Origin of the sequence: Pedobacter heparinus DSM 2366 (assembly GCF_000023825.1) — a bacterium.
GTDB classification, from domain to species: Bacteria; Bacteroidota; Bacteroidia; order Sphingobacteriales; family Sphingobacteriaceae; genus Pedobacter; species Pedobacter heparinus.
Window position 1 is genome coordinate 389,661 of record NC_013061.1, and the last position, 18,747, is coordinate 408,407.

The window sequence follows — 18,747 nt, forward strand, 5'->3', positions numbered from 1 at the left end:
CCAAATGAAAGATCATAAATACTCACGCAGAAAATTTATAGGTAAATCCTTGTCCCTTGGTTCAATATGCTTTGGCGGGGCACTTTTACTTGGATCCAGTGCATTTAAGTCGGTAGCCATGGGCAGTAACACCAGGCCAGACTTATCGGATGATCCTGCGTCACTGAAGGATAATTTAATTAAGCCAACTCCTCAGGATAGTACCAAACAAACCAAAATAGATCCGTGTGACGACATGACCGGCGTAAGTCCGGCTGAACTTGCCAAACGGAAAAAACTGGCTTATGTAAACAAATCCCCAATCGAAGATAGCCATTGCAGCAATTGTGCACTCTATCTTCCTCCTGGAAAAGGCAAGTCCTGTGGCGGATGTGTACTGTTTAAAGGTCCTGTTCGCCCTACGGGTTATTGTGCTTACTGGGCTCCCATCAACAATTAGTTATAAAACCCATAAGGATGAAGAAAGTACTTTTAATGTTGTTTTTAAGTAGCGGTTATTTTTCGGTTTCTGCGCAAAATAACCGGTCATCATCATATGCTGATAAATCCAACACCGTGGTTAAACATATTGGAGCAGCTAAGGCAACCGGTGGCGCATCGGCTGTAGTGGTTAATGAAGTAGCCCTTGCGCATACTTCACAGTTTTTACCGGTAGATAAAACCGGGCAGCTGCTGGGCAAAAATGATCCTAAAAAACAGCTGGACCAGGTTTTTGAAAACATTGGCGGGGCCCTGAAAGCTGCGGGCAGCAGCCTGGACCAGATCGTAAAGATCAACATCTGTATTGCAGATGCCGGATTGATGCCAGAGGTTAAACGCTATCTTGGCAGCCGTTTCAGTGCCGGGAAAAAGCCGGCGGTTAGTTTTGTGTCGGGCGATCTGGTCCACCCCGATGCACTTATTGGTATGGACGTAGTTGCCGTAGCCCCATCTGCAGCAACAAAGGTAAAATACCTGCAGCCTGCAAATCTATGGAGCGCCAAACAGCAGGCATCAGTTGCCATTTTACCGGCCGGAGGTGTGGTGTATGTATCGGGGCAAGCGGCACAAGGAAAAATTGCGGAAGCAACACGGGAAACACTGAAGCAGCTCGAGGCAACCTTACATCATTTAGGATTAAAAAAGGAAGACATTGTGCAGCTCAAATCATTCATTTGTCCAGCAACCGACATCCGTATTGTGGAACAGGAAATGGCGGATTTTTTTGCAGGCATGACCATTCCGCCAACTGTGTATGTCGACTGGCTCAGCACTAACCCGGTGGTCGAAATAGAGCTCATTGCTGCGGCTCCCAAAAGTTTACAAAAGCCCGGAAAGCAGATTGATTTTATTACACCTCCGGGGATGACGGCATCACCGGTATATGCCAAAGTTACCCGGGTCAATTATGGCAAAAAAGTATACTTTTCCTCATTGTATGGCGAAAATGCAACCCATGCAAAAGCAGAAGTGGCAGAGATATATACCTCGCTGGAAAAAATAGCAAAGCAGTCGGGTACCGACCTCAACCACCTGGCCAAGGCTACCTATTATGTGGCCAACGACAGTACCAGCAATGAATTAAACGAGATCAGGCCAAAGTATTATAAAGCCGATAGTCCTCCGGCAGCCTCTAAGGCTAAGGTAAAGGGGGTAGGTTTAAAAGATAAAGGGATTTGTATAGATATGATCGGCGTATGTTTTTAATAAAGAGGCTTATACCGTTGCTGTTTTTCTTTCTGCAGGCCATGCAGCTCATGGCGCAGGGCAATGATGGCGTAACTGAAGTTACACTGAAAGTAATGCCGGGTTTACAGTTTGATGTGGTCAGGTTTACGGTAAAACCAGGCGCATTGGTAAAACTCAGTTTTACCAATACAGACGATATGAGCCATAATTTATTGATCACAAAGCCCGGAAAAAGGCTGGCAGTGGTCAATGCAGCACTGCAGCTGGAGGAAAAAGGCCCGGCAATGAATTATATCCCGAAATCTTCCGATGTTTTGTGGTCTGTTCCGATACTGTCGCCTGAACAAACTAAATCCCTTAGCTTCAAAGCACCGCTGCAGGCCGGGGCATATCCTTACGTATGTACCTATCCCGGGCATGGTTTTGTGATGTATGGCGTAATGTATGTAAATGCTGAGGGTAAGATGCCGGAGCTTAAAAATGATCCAAATATCCCTCCTGCAAGACAGGAGGACAAGCTTGCTGACGCCGGTAAACACGACATGCACCATGCACACCAGCAAGAAATGCCCAAAGCAGATCATCCTTATGCAACAGTACCACCCTATTTATACCGCATATTTATGGAGGATGCCAGCCCAGCGGCCATAGCGGTCAGCTTGCCCCAAAACCTGTCCTACTGCTGGGATGCCGGTGTATGCAGGTTACGGTACGCCTGGAAAGGTGGGTTTGTAGACAATACAGCCCTATGGAAGGGACATGCCGACGCTACGGCAAAAATAATCGGGACAATCTTTTACCGCGATAAAACCACCTATCCTTTGAGGGTCGGAGATCCGGATGCCATCCCTGTAACTGAATACAAGGGCTATCGGTTGGTTGAAAAATATCCGGAGTTTCATTATACACTCAATGGCATTGATGTATATGAGCTTATTTTACCAAAAGAAGACGGCAAAGGACTGGTACGGAAATTCAGGATCCCGGATGCAAACAAGGAGGTCTGGTTTGCCGCTAACCTACACGATGAGGCTGTCACATACGAAGCCTCGGCAGGTAACTGGGACCATGAAAAACTGCGGCTCAATCCGCAGCAGGCCCGCGAATTTACCCTCATCATGACCAGCTATCCTTTAGTTTACAGTAGAAAAAAGTAATCAGATGAAATTAAAGACCCTAGCCTGCCTGGTAATTCTGTTTTTTATAAGCGCTGTTCCTGCTGACGATAAAAAAGCAAAGGAAGCGTATACCGTTGAGAACATTCCTATGCCTGAGGGGCTGACCAGCGAAACCGGGGGTATCGATTTTTTACCGGATGGCCGTTTGGTAGCCTGCTTTATCCGGGGGGAAGTCATGATCTACAATCCAAAAAGCAGGCAATGGACTTTATTTGCAGAGGGCCTGCACGAACCGTTGGGCATTATGGCGGTCAGCAATTCTGAGGTTTTGGTGATGCAGCGTCCGGAACTTACGAGGATTAAAGATACAGATGGCGACGGCAAGGCCGATGTATATGAAAAAGTGACCGACGATTTTGGGCTGTCTGGCAATTACCACGAATTTAATTACGGACCTGTAAAAGATAAAAAGGGCAATCTTTTTATTGCCTTGAATACGGCGTCCCCTGGTGGGGCAGTAAGGCCCGAGATCAGGGGTAAATTTAATCCCCTGGGCAGGGATTTGCAGACTGGGTTATATGAGATGTATGCTGTAGTACCTTATCGTGGCTGGGTAATGAAAGTTACACCCGATGGAAAACTGCATCCTTACGCTTCAGGAATGCGTTCGCCAAATGGCCTGGGCTTTGACCAGGAAGGAAACCTCTTTGTTACGGATAACCAGAGCGACTGGGTAGAAACCAGTACGCTGTATCATGTAAAGGAAGGCAATTTTTATGGCCATCCTGCCAGCCTGGTCTGGAATAAAAACTGGCCGGCTAAAAACCCCTTCGCTTTACCCATTAACGAATTGGAACAGCTGCGTACAAAAGCAGCAGTTTTGTTTCCCCAGGGAATTATGGCCAATTCACCATCGCAACCACTCTGTGATGTTACAGCTGGTAAATTTGGTCCTTTTAAAGGGCAGTTGTTTATTGGCGAAATGAACAGGGACCGTATTGTTAGGGTTATGCTCGAAAAAGTAGGTGGCGAGCTTCAGGGGGCCTGCATCCCATTTATAGATGGGCATGGCTTAAGAAAAGGGAACAACCGGCTCGCCTTTGCCCCTGATGGGAGTTTATGGGTAGGACAGATCGCTTTTGGCTGGAGTGGGGATCTGGGTATACAGCGCATTGTTTACAATGGAACACCTCCTGCTGATGTTTATACCATGACCCTGACCAAAGATGGTTTTGACCTGAGCTTTACGCAACCCATGAATAAAACGGAGGCGATGAATCCTGATAATTACAAGTTCAGACACTATTATTATAAGTACCAGCGCAAAGCAAAAAACGAAGGCGCTGATAATTCCAGACAACTTGATGTTCAGGATGTAGCGATAACCGGTATAAAACTATCATCCGATCAAAAAAAGGTATCCATAAAGCTGTCGGCATTAAAGCCAGGCTATGTATATGAACTGAAACTGGGTAACCTGAGCAGTAAAGAAGGTACACCTCTGGCCAATAAACTCATCTGTTATACACTCAATAAACTCCTTAACAATTGAACCCAGTAACCCGGCTTTCTTTCATCAGAAATACGGCTGTTTCCACAGCCGATGCTATGCTGGGGAACAGGTTTGCCGGGCTGATGTCCGATAAGGTTGCTGCTGCCCGTTACGATGTAATGAAGGAAGCTTTAAAATATAGAAAGATCGATGCTTATGCCCATGCCTATACTCAGGATGCGCAGGCAAAAGTACAACTGGCCTATGCGGATGATCTGGGTATCGAAAAACTCATCATCTCTGTGCCCATAGCCAAAAAAATGGGCGAAACACCTGCAGAATTTAAAGCTTATAACAACCAGGTACTTCAGGCCATGAAGCGGTATCCCGGCAGATTGATCGGACAGGTGACCATTAATCCCGTATATCAGAAAGAGTCGCTGGAAGAGATCCGTCGCTGCACAGACCAGGGCATGATTGGTATGAAACTTTATAACCAGGTGAGGATCAATAACCCGGTTTTTTATCCCGTAATTGAAAATTTTATAGATTACAACATGATCATCCACGTACATGGCGAAAGTCAGCTTGGTGTTGGCGGTTACCGGATGAAATATGATGTAAAAACCACACCAGAAATATCCCTGCCTGAAGATTTTGCCGACATGGCAAAAAGGTATCCTGAGGCCATGTTTCAATATGCCCATATTGGCGGGGGCAGTGACTGGGAGTATGCCTGTAAGGCATTTAAAAATCTGCCCAACATTTATGTAGATACCGGGGGTAGCAACAATGAAGAGCACATGATTGATTTTGCGGTAAAAACACTGGGTGAAGACAGGGTGCTTTTTGGATGTGACGGAGCTTACTTACAGGGACTGGGCAAGATCATTTCGTCAGGCTTAAGTGAAAACCAGAAACAAAAGGTCTTTTTCGGAAACTACAATAACATTTTAAGAAAATCGGGACGAAACATCAGGTAATTTAAAACAGAAGCTATGATCAACCGAAGGAAATTTATTAATGCCAGTACCCTTTCTGCCGCGGGCATGCTGCTGTCCGCCGCATTGCCGGAAGAAGTCAGGGCCAGTGAAAAGTCCGGTCTATTTGCAGATAAAAAGCCGGCTTATGACCCTGTAAAAGAAATTTTAAAGTATAAAAAGATCGATGCCCATAACCATGTCCACCTGTTTGATGGCGGGCCCGAAGGGAATATCGAATTTGCCGAAAAATTTGGCATCACTAAAATGATCATCTCCAGGCCAATAACCAGCGGGGAAGGCACACCCAAAGATTTTAGAGGCTATAACGATCTGGTGCTGAAAGTGATGAAACAGTTTCCCGACAGGTTTACCGGGCAGCTTACCTTAAATGTAAACTATCAGAAAGAATCACTGGAAGAAATAAAACGTTGTGTAGGCGAAGGCATGATCGGCTTAAAAGTATATCACCAGGTTAAAATCAACGATCCGCTGTTTTATCCCATCATTGAAAAATTTATCGACCTTAACATGATCATCCATATGCATGCCCATTGTCAGCTGGGCTTTGCCGGCTACCGGATGAAATACGATACCAACAGCAAACCAAATACATCTATTCCAGAAGATTTTGTAGACATCGCCACACGGTATCCCGAGGCTATGTTTCAATATGCACATATCGGTGGCGGCGGCGATTGGGAATATGCCTGTAAATCGTTCCGGAACCATCCCAATATTTATGTAGACACCTCGGGGAGCAATAATCCCGAAAATATGGTAGATGCGGCATTGGAGATACTTGGGGAAGACCGTTTGTTTTTTGGATCGGATAACTGTTATTATCAAAGCGTTGGCAAAATCCTGTGTTCCGGTTTAACCGAAACACAAAGAAAGAAGATCTTTTTCGACAACTATAACAACGTCCTGAAAAAGTCGGGCAGGAATTTTTAATCTAAACACATTGCAAATGAACCGAAGGAAATTTTTTGCCAGTACCGGACTTTCAGCGGCCGGGCTGATCGTATCAGAAAGCCTTTTTGGAATAAATTCAAAGGTAGAAACTGCGCAGGCCAGCACCAGTGCCCTGGCTGGCAGGTACGACATCATGAAAGAAGTGATGAAGTACCCTAAAATAGATGCCCATGTGCATGTTGATCTTGGAAACAGTGATCCGGCGGCACAAAAGAAGTTTGCTGAAGTGCTGATCGATTATGCAGACCGGCTCAATATCCGGAAACTGGTCCTTTCAAAGCCGGTAACCAGGCTCATCAAAGGGATTCCGGATGGCAGCGTGGAAGCATTTATCGACCACAACAACATCATACTTGGTGTGATGAAGCTGCATCCCGACCGGTTTACCGGGAGCTTTACCTTTAATCCGGTACACCTTAAGGAATCCATGGATGAAATCAAGAGATGCGTTGACCAGGGGATGGTTGGCGCAAAAACCTATTACCAGACAAAGATCAGCGATCCGGCATTCTATCCGATAGTGGAAAAAATGATCGACCTGAAAATGATCATCCATACCCATGCCGAAACGCAGCTGGGCGTGGGCGGCTACCGCATGATATACGATGGGCGCAAACCCCTGAATGTGTCTATCCCGGAAGATTTTGTGGCCATTGCCAAAAGATACCCGGAAGGTATGTTCCAGCATGCGCATATAGGCGGTGGAGGCGATTGGGAGTACATGTGCAAAGCCTTAAAACACAGTCCGAATGTATATGTTGACACTTCGGGAAGTAACAACGAAGAATGGATGATTGATTTTGCATTGCAGGAGCTTGGAGAAGACCGTCTGCTTTTTGGTTCTGACAATATGTATTACCAGAGTGTAGGCAAGATCCTGGCTTCTAACCTGAATGAAAGCCAGAGAAAAAAGATATTTTTTGAAAACTTTAACAATATTTTAAGAAAAGGAGGACACCATGTTGATTGATATCAATGCGTATGTTGGCCACTGGCCATTTCAGCAGCTTAAGTACAATACCTGCGAGGGGCTATTGGGCCGGATGAATAAGTTTGGGGTCGATAGCTCTGTGATCAGCAACCTGAATGGCATTTTTTATAAAAATACAGCCTCCGCAAATGAAGAACTATACGATGAGATCAGGTCTAACCGGAAGTTTGGCGATCGGTTTATCCCTTTCGGTGTCATCAACCCCATCTATGCCGGCTGGAAAGATGACCTGGAGGTTTGTGTAAAGAAATATGGCTTTAAGGGCATCCGGATCTATCCCAAATACCACGATTTTGGCATTACCGACCCGGCATGTATTGAGCTGGTAAAAAGGGTGCGCGACTACGGCCTGCCGGTGGCATTCAATTTCCGGATGGTCGACAGCCGGCAGCGGTCCTGGATGGACATCGATTATGTGGTAGGCACGCCGAAACCAGAATGGAACCTGAAAAACATTTTGCCGATAGTAAGGGAAGTCCCGGATGCCAAATACATGATCCTGAACTTTGCCAACAATGCAGCGCTGAATGATGAAGAAATGGGCCTCGTAAAGAAAAGCAATTTGCTGTTCGATACTTCGGGACGGGCCATTACCAATATGGCCGAATTTATTGACCGCTACGGTAAAGATAAGTTTGCTTTTGGCACACATGCACCCATTTTAGATTACCTGACCGGACAATTGCGCATAGAATCTATGGGACCCTCTGAAACAGATGCACAGACCAAAGAGCTGTTAAGGTCGGGGAACGCAAAAAAGATGCTCGGAATATAAGGCTCTTTTTATCCAATTAATTTATAGCATTTAAGCAGATCAACAAGCTCAATGAAACACACAAATGACCGCCGCGATTTTATAAAAAAGATTTCTTTAACAGGTCTTGGCCTGGCGCTTACCAACGGCTTTACTAAAACGTATGCCGGCACAACCGGAAATACACTTGTTGACAGGAGGGCAACGATAGTTGGCCTGCCACAAAACCCTTCCGTACCTTTTGTGCCCCAGCGCGCTGCAAGCTGGTGGGTAACCATAGAAGACCTGCAATGGTCGCAAAAAAAGATCGTCGATAAAATAAAACGAAGAGCAGCCGCTTTTGCCGAGGCCGAAATAGATCTGGCCATCAATTACGGCTGTCATATCCGGTTCGACTTTTCAAATTATTTTGGGCAGCTGCACGGTTATATGGCCAATGTATGCGATGAACTCCATAAATACAACATCAAGTTTATGGACCACTACTCCTGTAACCATGTCGAAAGACCAAGAGGCGAGGAGGAGTTTAAAAAATTACACCGGGGGCAGCGCCATCATGTATTGTTGTTCCATGATCCCAAAGCCGCAGCATTTGCCCAGTATGAAGGCCATTTATTTAATGATATCTGTGAGGTCGACATCCGTGATGGCAGCAGGGGTTATGCCCGGCAGTATCAGATGGAAACTTTTTGCCACAACAATCCTGGTTTTCTGGACATGCATGCCAGGTACCTGGAAAGGCTTTTCAAAGAAGTACCTATTGATGGCATTGAAGTGGATGACATGTGTGATTACTCTGGCTTAACAACTTGTGGTTGTAAATATTGCCGCGACCGCTTTAAAAAAGATTACGGGCATGAAATCCCTGCATTTGGCGAAAAAAGCTTTTGGGGAGACGTTAAGAAGCCTATGCTGCAATGGGGCAATTATGAAAACCCTGCATTCAGGGATTGGTTAAGGATGAAAACGGATGTGATTGTTGACCATGTAAAAATGGTGAAAAGGATTGCAGGTGATAAGCCTTTGATGTCCTGTTGTTCCAGTACCGGCCCTATCGTGCTGAACGGCATCTCGCTCGATCTGGAAAAAATGGCCCCTTATCTCGACTTCTTTATGCTCGAAAATGTGGGTACCAATGTGAAGAGTGTCGACTGGACGCACATGGATGCGGAGGCCCTGAACCAAAAAGATATTGCCGATAAACGGGGTAATGCGCCTGCAATGGCTTTAAGTTATACCATTTACGAGAAAGGCGGATATTTTGGCTGGGCGTTAAGCCGCTTCTGGGGGGTAGCCAACTGGAGCAGTACGCACAACCAGCGCCTGGAAGAAGACCCTGCCGATGCCATGGAAATGGAGGATGTAATCCGCCCTTCTAATTTATGGGAAGTTAAGCACAGCCCCATGAAAGCAAGGGAAGGTAAAGATCTGGTAGAGGTAAGAGTGGTAAACAATAAATTGTGTAAAGACAATGGCTGGCGGGATGATGAAGGACAGGAGCATTGGACCCATGCCAAAACCTGGTCAAAAAAACTGCTCGAAAACAACATAGGTTACCGCTTTGTGCGCTATGAAGAACTGGCTGATGCTGCTGCGTTGAAAAAAGATCAGACTCCCCTGGTCCTGGACGGGGTAGGCTGTGTTTCTGATGCCCAGTTTAATGCCATAAAAAGCTATCTGGCTGCCGGGGGAAAGGCATGGCTGGCCCTTCCGTTTGGAACCCATGACGGAAAAGGATTTAAACGGACTGTTCCCCTGTCGGATGAACTGCGCAGCACAAAATATAAAAACCTTGTTTTTATCGATTCTATTACCAGATCAGATGTGCTCAGTAAACTCATTGCCCAGGGAAACCTGAAGCCGGTTATCAGGCAAATTGCCGGCGATAAAGGCTGGGTGGCAAGGATACGGATCTACAAGAATAAACCGGTTATACATTTGATGAATACGGCACTTACTGGTATACCGCACCCCAGCATAAAAGACAACTCTGGTATCAGTATACTGGCCGATATCAGCTCTAAGATAGAAAACAACAAACTGCAGTACGAAATACATACAGAACGGATAAAATTAACAGACCTAAAGGTATCAAGCCCTGAACTGGCCGAAAATCAAAGAAATGTAGCTGTATTTAAAAGTAAAAAGGGGTATTCTACTTTCAATGTTGACTTAAATGGCATTAAGGTTTATGCAGAACTGATAAACGCTGTGTAGGTTAGCTTATTTTTTGTTATAAAAACTTACCTTACAAAGTGTTAATTGTAAAATAATATTACTTTTCATTTGTTTTATAAAAATATTACCTATATTAGGGTACGTAACCGTAACTATCTAAACCATTCATATTAACATTAAGATGTACCATTGGGCATGTAAAATTATTTCCTATGAAAATTATTAATTTTACTAAAAAACTATTTGCAGCGGTGCCTTTACTGTTCTTTTTTGCAGGGGCTGCACTTGCTATAGCTGTCCCGATAGCATCATCAGGCCCGGAGCTCCTGGTTTACGTTAATAGATCCGGTCAGAAAAAGCCTGTCAGTACCAAGGCCGAATGGCAGATCAAGCGACAGCAAATCCTTGAGCGTATGCAGCAGGTAATGGGTAAATTGCCTGGACGTAAAGGTTTGCCTGCAATGGATATCCAAATTACAGATAGTCTTAAAGAAGATGGTTTTACCCGTTATACAATTAATTTTACTGTTGCCGAAAACGAAATTTTACCTGCCGACCTATACATTCCCCATCAAAGCGGGAAACCTAAGCGGCTGCCCGCTATGCTGGCGCTGCATGGAACCAGTGCATTAGGAAAAAGATCCATTGGCGGGGAAAGTCCGCTGGCCAACAGGGCTTATGCCAAAGAACTGGCCATGCGGGGTTATGTGGTAATTGCGCCCGACTATCCGAGTTTTGGCGACCTGAAAGACTATGATTTTGAAAAGGACAGGTATGAATCCGGTTCCATGAAAGCCATATTTAACCATATGCGCTGTGTTGACCTGCTGCAAGCCAGAAAAGACGTAGACCCCGAACGGATCGGGGTGATCGGGCATTCGCTCGGCGGGCACAACGCCATTTTTGCAGGTGCCTTTGATACCCGCATCAAAGTAGTGGTATCCAGCTGTGGCTGGACCCTTTTTGGCAATTATAACGCAGGCAACGAAGTAAGCCAAAAACATGGTGGCCGGTTAGGCCCCTGGGCACAAATGCGTTATATGCCCCTGGTAAGAGATAAATATCAGCTGGATGCAGCGCAGATGCCCTTTGATTTTGACGAAGCAATTGCAAGCCTGGCCCCAAGGCCTTTCTTCTCCAATTCGCCAAAAAGTGACGCCAATTTTGATGTAAAGGGTGTAAAAGAAGGAATTTTAAATGTAACTAAGGTATATAAATTTTTAAATGCTGATGATAAGCTCCAGGTAGATTACCCTGATGCAGGGCACGATTTCCCTCCGGAAGTCAGGCTAAACGCTTACGCATTTATTGACAAGGAACTAAACCATACAAGTATTCACAAAAAATTATTGTTTTAACCACTGGCGGCGCTGAAAAATAGGATAAGTTTCGTCCAAAACAATATAATTAAACAAGTAAATTAGGTTAGATATTTTTATTGGAGTAGATGGATAGGGGTCAGCAGTATAAATGGCTGGCCGGCCAGAGCTATTTAACTATCCGGATTTTTATACTATATTTCGGGTACGTACACTTATTAATAAAACTTAAAATTAAACCATATAACATGCTGAAAATTTACAACAAAACCAAACGACCATGGCGAATTCCCTGCTGGGGAATAGCCATGCTGATTTTCCTGACCTCCTTTATGCCGGGGCGGGTTTTATCACAAGATTTAAAATTAATTACCGGTACAGTTACTGAAGCTAACGGAGCACCACTTCCGGGTGTAAGTGTTAAAGTAAAGGGTACACAAAAGGCGACTTCAACAAGTAATGCCGGAAAATACAACATCCAGGCTAAAAGTACTGATGTTTTAGTTTTTTCTTTTGTTGGCTCAGAAACACAGGAAGTCACTGTTGGTGCCAGAACAACAATCAATGTTAAACTGGCTGATGATGCGAAATCATTAGACGAGACCGTGATCATTGGTTATCAGACGGTAAAGAAAACTGATTTAACCGGTGCAATCGGCCAGGTTAAAATGTCTGACCTTAATAAAGCTCCTGTGTCCTCATTTGCTGAGGCGCTTGCCGGACGTGTATCTGGCGTACAAGTGTCATCAGGAGATGGACAACCGGGTAGCAACATGAGCATTATGATCAGGGGGGCGGCATCAATCAATAACAGTACGCAACCTTTATACGTTATCGATGGTTTCGCTACGGAGGCGGTTGAAAGTACCAGCTTGAACCCTGATGATATTGAATCCATAACCATATTGAAAGATGCAGCTGCTACTTCTGTTTATGGATCAAGAGCAACAAATGGTGTTGTAGTGATTCAAACTAAAAGTGGTAAAGTTGGGAAACCAGTGATTTCCTATAACAGTTCATATGGTGCCCAGATCGTAGCTAAAGAAATTGATCTGATGAGCCCTTATGAATTTGTAAAATACCAGTTTGAACGTAACCCAACAGATGCAGCGGCAAACTATCTTACCAATGGGAAAACATTGGAGTCCTATAAAAACGACAAGGGTATTTACTGGCCCGGACAAATTCTTCGCACCGGTTCTGTGTTTATAAATAATATTGCGGTAAGAGGCGGTAGCGAAAATACCAAGTATGCCATATCGGGTGGGGGCTTTGATCAAAAGGGAGTGCTGATTAACACCGGTTACAAAAGATATCAAGGAAGGGCAAAACTTGATCAGACCATAAGTAATAAGCTTAAAGTCGGTATCTCTGCAGATTATATGGATGTTTCTGCTTTTGGGGTGCAGGCTTCCAGTATTCCTACCGGCGGTGGTGCTTCCAGCGCAATCTGGTTTAGGACCTGGGTTTACAGACCCACCGGCGGAAGTGCAACCACCTACGACATTTTGAATGAAGACGGAGATCCCGAGAGCATTAATAGCAGTGACATCAGGTTAAACCCAAGGGTAACCGCAGAAAATGAATACTCGTATAATACGTATGTGAACTTTAACGCGAACGCCTATCTTACCTATAATGTAACAAAAGATCTGATTTTAAAAGTTACAGGGGTAAAAAATGCACTTAGAAGAGGTCAGGATCGCTTTTATAATTCAAAAACGCCACAGGCAAGCCCATTAAATCCACTGGCTACTCAGGGTATATTTGGATCCGTGCTTCAATCTTTTGCCGACACCTGGTCGAACGAAAACACCCTTACTTATAACAAACTTTTTAATGATACCCATTCTTTAACGGTAATAGGAGGTAATAGTCAAACATCTTATAAAAGTAAGTCTAATGGATTTACCTCTACCTTTTTACCAGAAGAAAGTCAGGGTATGGCCGGCCTGAATGAAGGAACAGTTACCGCTCCTGTGGCAACAGCCAGCAGCAATACACTTTCTTCTTTTTTCGGGATCGTAGATTATAATTATAAATCTAAATATTACCTCAAAGCAGGATTAAGGGCCGATGGATCTTCAAAGTTTTCACAACGCTGGGGATATTTTCCATCGGGTGCAATTGCCTGGAATATGCATAAAGAAGACTTTATGAAAGACCTGACTTTTATTTCTAATTCTAAATTGAGGTTAAGTTATGGCGTAACAGGAAACAACAGAATTGGTGATTTTGACTGGTATGCCAAGCTGGAACTGGATGCCGGAGCTGGTTATTCCTACAATAACTCACCCAATATAGGGGCTTACATATCAGGCGTTGAAAACAGGAATTTGAAATGGGAGAAAACTGAAAGCTCTGATATTGGCTATGAACTGGGTTTATTTGACAATAAGATTGAACTTACGGTAGATGCCTATCGGAGAACTACAAAAGATTTGCTGATCACTAATGCCCCTATTGCGGCACATACAGGATTTGCAACGGCCACTAAAAACATAGGTTCATTGCGTAACCAGGGACTGGAATTTGGTTTAAATACGGTTAATATAAAAACCCGGTCATTCACATGGGAAAGTAGTTTTAACATCACTTTTAATAAGAATAAAATTATTGCATTAAACAGGGATCAGGGATTTATACAAACCACTCCTTCATTTGAAACTGCTTTTACCGATATGTATCTTTCAGAAGTTGGGCAGCCCTTGGGCATGATGTATGGTTATGTATGGGACGGTAATTACCAATATGCCGATTTTGACAATCCTTCACCGGGTACCTATATCCTTAAGCCATCAGTACCTACAAATGGAGCTTCAGTGATCCAACCTGGAGACATTAAATATAAAGATTTAAATGGGGATGGAACAGTAAATTCATTGGACCGGACAATTATTGGCCGTGGCCAACCCATTCATTTTGGCGGGTTCTCTAATAACTTCGGTTATAAGAATTTTAGCCTGAATGTTTTTCTACAATGGTCTTATGGAAATGACATTTACAATGCCAACCGGCTTATATTGGAAGGTAATGCAAACGGAAGAACGGATTTGAACCAGTTTGCAAGTTATATTGACCGTTGGTCCCCAACAAACCAAAACAGTAAAAACTATCGTGCCGGAGGCCATGGGCAGGTGGGTTACCATTCTTCAAGAGTTGTGGAAGATGGCTCATACCTGCGGTTAAAAACGGTTTCACTGGCTTATGCCTTACCAGCCAAATACATCAAAAGATTATTTCTGAGTTCTTTAAGTCTGAATGTTTCAGCACAGAATTTATTTGTTTTGACCAAATATACCGGTATAGATCCTGAAGTTTCAACACGCGGGCCATTCTCCGTATTGTCGCCAGGATTTGATTATTCTCCATATCCGCAGGCCAGAACAATTGTGGTAGGACTAAACGCAGCATTTTAATCATTATTTATAAAAGTATTGATATGAAAAAGAAATATTATTTATTAACCTTACTTATTTTAGTAAGCATAAGCTCATGCAAAAAGTTTCTTGACGGCCCGCAGCCAGAGGACAGTCTTGCCCCCGAGACCTATTATAACACGGCAGCACAGTTAGATTTTGCACTGAGAAGCGTATATGACATTCTTCAGAGTCCAGAAATATACAGAACCAAAATTCACTATTTGAAAGGGTTTGAAGCTGATGAAGGCTATGCCAGGGCAAGCAATTTTAATATTTATCTCAACAGTAATACACATACGGCCTCTACGGCCGATGCATTTGCTTATTGGAGAGATCTGTATAAAGGAATTGCCCGCGCAAATGTATTGTTGGCCAATGTAGATAAAAATACAGGAATCCCTCAGACTTTGAGAGACCAGATCAGGGGAGAGGCTACTTTTTTACGAGGCTATTATTATTTTATGCTGGTGCAAAGCTATGGCGGAGTACCTCTGGTTACCGAGCCAACAACTTCCATTGTCAATACAGATCTGGCAAAATCAACCGATGTAGAAATCTATGCACAGATTCTGAAAGATATGGTTGCTGCAGAAGCGTTGGTTCCTAAAATTACAACGTTGGGCTTCAATGGAAGGATCAGCAAGTCCGCTGTTCGCGGTATACTGGCCAGAGTTTGTTTATCAATGGCAGGAAATCCTATCAAAGATGTTTCCAAATATGAGGATGCAAGAAAATGGGCAAAAATGGTAATGGATGATGGGGAGGCGGGCCATCAGCTCAATCCTGTGTATTCGGACATTTTTATTAAAGTAGCCCAGGACAAATATGATATAAAAGAAAGCCTTTGGGAAGTAGAATTTTCGGGTAATGGCACAGGTACCTTTGGTGGAGATGCAGGACAGGTTGGATATAATGCCGGAGCTGTGCAACCGGCAGCTCCGGCAACAGTAGGTGCTGCCCCGGGTTACATCTGGACAACTGCAAAAATGTATAATTTATACCAACCTGGAGACGTACGTAGAGGATGGAATATCATGAATTATAGTTTTGTAGGTACAACTGATGTTAAATCTTTTAGAGCTGCGCCTGCAAATCAGGCGGCTATTTATAGCTTGCCGATAGCAAAGTGGAGAAGGGAATACGAATTAGTTTCACCTAAAAATGCAGCTTTAACACCTATTAACTTTGCTATTTTGCGTTATTCTGATGTACTCTTGATGTTTGCAGAAGCCGAGAATGAGATAAGTGGCCCTACACAAGCTGCAAAGGATGCATTAAATCTGGTTAGGCGCCGGGCATATGCAATTGGTGGTATTAAAGCATTTACCATAACCAATGGTGGAACTGGTTATACCACCGCTCCTGTGGTGACCATTACAGGCGGGGGAGGAACCGGAGCCGTAGCTACAGCTGTTGTTGCTGGCGGTACGGTAACTGGGATCAACTTAACGCCAAATGCGGTAACAGGGTTCAATTATGGTACTTATACATCGGCACCTACAATTGCCATTGCCGCTCCTCCTGCGGGTGGAACAACTGCAACTGCAACCAGTAGTTTGTATATGAATGCTGACGCTGATATATCTCCAACGATAAGCAAGGACGATTTTCGCCTATTTATCCGCGACGAAAGGCCAAGGGAGTTATGCTATGAGGCATTACGCAAATTTGATCTCATACGATGGGGAATATATGTGGAAAGTATGCAGGGGATTGCGAATCAGGCGACATTGGACGGACTTACCTCACACATGATAGCCTGGTTCCGTGCAACTAGCGAAAAACATCTTCTTTTCCCAATACCTGGTCAGGAACTCATCAACAACAAATTGTTAGTGCAAAATCCAGGATGGAATTAACTGAATTTAAAACGAAGATTATGAAATTAAAATATTATAACTTATTGGCAGGCGTATTACTAATGATATCCTGCGAAAAAGAATTACCAGGAGTGGATACCCCGAGTTTTGATGTTTCAACAGAGGCATTATCGTATAAAGTTGGAAGTGTGGTAAAATTTAAGATCACCGGAAGTGCAAATATCGTTTCATTTTACTCTGGAGAGCCTTTAAAAGATTATGCTTTCAGGGCAGGCCGTCTGGTAGATGCAGGCAATGCAGGTGCGAAGCTCTCTTTTATGAGCGCTGTAACGGGGGGCACACAAGGAACGCTTAGCAATACCGTTCCACCACACCTTAAGGTGGTAGCTTCCACAAACTTTAGCGGCAATTATGATATGACTAGTATCCAGGCTGCAACTTGGTTGGATATCACTTCCAGGTTCCGGTATGCCATTAACAATACGGCTGTAAGTTCCAATCCTACCCCTCCTGGTGTACCTGTGGATATTTCTGACCTGATTGTGGCCGGTAAACCAATCTATATTGCCTACAAGTATGTAACGCTGCCGCAGGCCGTAAACGGAACAGCAAGAACGTGGTCAATAACCTCTTTTCAGATAACAAGTAATAAGGATATCAGTGTTGCAGGGCCTGCTATAAACCCCATAGTAACCAATTACCTCAGCGCCGGTTTCAGATTGGTTGATCAAAATCCGCTTACTGCACCAGCAAGATCTTCCCTTACTACTACTACAATTAACCTTTTGGGTAATCTTTATGATGCTGTTAACGATGCCGGGAATGATCCTTTAAGTGAAAACTGGGCGATTAGTAAACCAATTTTTACAAATACGATTGATTTGGGTCCAGACAAACCGGTAGCGATAAAAGACCAGGCCAAGGCTACAGCTTTAGTAGAACATACCTATACTTACACGCAGCCAGGTACCTACAAAGCAACCTTTGTAGCTTTGAATGTTAATTTAGATAACAGGAAAGAAATAGTTAAGGAAATAACTATAACTGTAACGCCATAAAAGGAAAATCGATGAAAAAATTAAGCTTAAGAATCGAAAGCGCTCCAAGATCGCTTTCGATAAAGTCAACTTTGCTGCTTATGCTGGCTATTGCTTCATCTGTGATATCTTGTAAAAAGGAGAAAGACGCAGGTGAAGAGCAGATAAAGGCGGCAACAAGTATACGCCTTGTACACAGTTCATTTTTAACCAGTACTTCTACTGCCGATCTTTTTGTAGATGATGTTAAACTGAATAGTGGTGGCGCCATTACCTTTTCCGGGGCATCTGCTTATTTCCCGGCAACGGCCGGATCCAGGAAAATTGTAGTAAAAAATGCGGCAGGAGTTTCGCTGGCAGATACAGTATTAACGATTTCAGATGGACGGCAATATTCTCTTTTCCTAAAAGACCGTTCCTGGGCTGATGCAGTTACCCAAATCGTATCTCCCCTTAAAAGTGGATTAATTCCGGTTATTGACAACAATACCGGTATTCCTGCCAAGGGAAAAGCAAAGATCCGGTTTGTGAACATGAGTTCGCAGCCATTAAATTCGCTGGCTGCGCAAATTACCTTTTCCAGGTTAGATAAAGTGGGAAGCACAACAGTATCTACAACCCTCACTCAAACTCTTGGGGCTGATGCGCTAACCTTTAGTTCCGATTATACTACAGAAGAGGCCGGAGAGATTACGATTAGGGCATTAGGCGCCAACAGTAATACTGTCGACTTAACAACAACATTGGAAGCAGATAAGCTATATACTTTCTATGTGGTGTCTACACAATATACCGTGAAGACCCCCACTAAGTCGCCCATATCATTAATTGTAGTGCAGAACAAATAACTATTGCATACCAGGAGATTGTTTTTATCAACGCTCTAACAATCACCTGTCATGGTCACAACTCATAAAGATGTTTACCAAACACAATAGGCCGCCTACTAAAAAAACATAGATACAGTAGCGCTTATAGTTTAGCAACGTATGG

General features: G+C 43.8%; 14 protein-coding genes. All 14 read left to right on the forward strand.

Features of this window, described 5'->3' with window-relative positions; translation table 11 throughout:
• The first annotated feature begins 4 nt into the window (after window positions 1–4).
• Complete coding sequence (locus PHEP_RS01660; protein ID WP_012780510.1) at window positions 5–439, forward strand: high-potential iron-sulfur protein; 435 nt, start codon at window positions 5–7, stop codon at window positions 437–439.
• A 17-nt stretch (window positions 440–456) separates the two neighbouring features.
• A complete protein-coding gene (locus tag PHEP_RS01665; RefSeq protein ID WP_012780511.1) occupies window positions 457–1,686 on the forward strand; it encodes a RidA family protein in 1,230 nt (409 codons plus the stop codon).
• A complete protein-coding gene (locus tag PHEP_RS01670; protein ID WP_036675093.1) occupies window positions 1,677–2,825 on the forward strand; it encodes a plastocyanin/azurin family copper-binding protein in 1,149 nt (382 codons plus the stop codon). Before PHEP_RS01665 ends, PHEP_RS01670 begins: the two co-directional genes overlap by 10 nt.
• 4 nt (window positions 2,826–2,829) lie before the next feature.
• Window positions 2,830–4,338 (forward strand): PQQ-dependent sugar dehydrogenase, encoded by a 1,509-nt coding sequence (locus tag PHEP_RS01675; protein WP_012780513.1) that lies wholly within the window; start codon window positions 2,830–2,832, stop codon window positions 4,336–4,338.
• Window positions 4,335–5,261: an amidohydrolase family protein gene (locus tag PHEP_RS01680; protein WP_238326529.1), complete on the forward strand. Its 927-nt coding sequence runs from the start codon at window positions 4,335–4,337 to the stop codon at window positions 5,259–5,261. Before PHEP_RS01675 ends, PHEP_RS01680 begins: the two co-directional genes overlap by 4 nt.
• A gap of 15 nt (window positions 5,262–5,276) precedes the next feature.
• Complete coding sequence (locus PHEP_RS01685) at window positions 5,277–6,212, forward strand: amidohydrolase family protein (RefSeq protein WP_012780515.1); 936 nt, start codon at window positions 5,277–5,279, stop codon at window positions 6,210–6,212.
• Window positions 6,213–6,228: 16 nt separating this feature from the next.
• Window positions 6,229–7,203, forward strand: coding sequence for an amidohydrolase family protein (locus PHEP_RS01690; RefSeq protein ID WP_012780516.1), 975 nt, complete (start codon window positions 6,229–6,231; stop codon window positions 7,201–7,203).
• A complete protein-coding gene (locus PHEP_RS01695; protein ID WP_012780517.1) occupies window positions 7,193–7,999 on the forward strand; it encodes an amidohydrolase family protein in 807 nt (268 codons plus the stop codon). The genes PHEP_RS01690 and PHEP_RS01695 overlap by 11 nt, the downstream gene beginning before the upstream one ends.
• 51 nt (window positions 8,000–8,050) lie before the next feature.
• The gene (locus PHEP_RS01700; protein WP_012780518.1) at window positions 8,051–10,195 is read left to right on the forward strand and encodes a hypothetical protein; all 2,145 of its coding nucleotides are present in this window, start codon (window positions 8,051–8,053) and stop codon (window positions 10,193–10,195) included.
• A gap of 173 nt (window positions 10,196–10,368) precedes the next feature.
• On the forward strand, window positions 10,369–11,514 hold the full coding sequence (locus PHEP_RS01705; RefSeq protein WP_012780519.1) for an alpha/beta fold hydrolase: 1,146 nt from the start codon (window positions 10,369–10,371) through the stop codon (window positions 11,512–11,514).
• 209 nt (window positions 11,515–11,723) lie between these two features.
• Entirely contained in the window at window positions 11,724–14,894 is a 3,171-nt protein-coding gene (locus PHEP_RS01710) for a SusC/RagA family TonB-linked outer membrane protein (RefSeq protein ID WP_238326530.1), read from the forward strand.
• A 23-nt stretch (window positions 14,895–14,917) separates the two neighbouring features.
• Window positions 14,918–16,756 (forward strand): RagB/SusD family nutrient uptake outer membrane protein, encoded by a 1,839-nt coding sequence (locus tag PHEP_RS01715; protein WP_012780521.1) that lies wholly within the window; start codon window positions 14,918–14,920, stop codon window positions 16,754–16,756.
• 20 nt (window positions 16,757–16,776) lie between these two features.
• Complete coding sequence (locus PHEP_RS01720; RefSeq protein ID WP_162141679.1) at window positions 16,777–17,775, forward strand: DUF5017 domain-containing protein; 999 nt, start codon at window positions 16,777–16,779, stop codon at window positions 17,773–17,775.
• An 11-nt stretch (window positions 17,776–17,786) separates the two neighbouring features.
• Entirely contained in the window at window positions 17,787–18,602 is an 816-nt protein-coding gene (locus tag PHEP_RS01725; RefSeq protein WP_012780523.1) for a DUF4397 domain-containing protein, read from the forward strand.
• Window positions 18,603–18,747 lie beyond the last annotated feature (145 nt).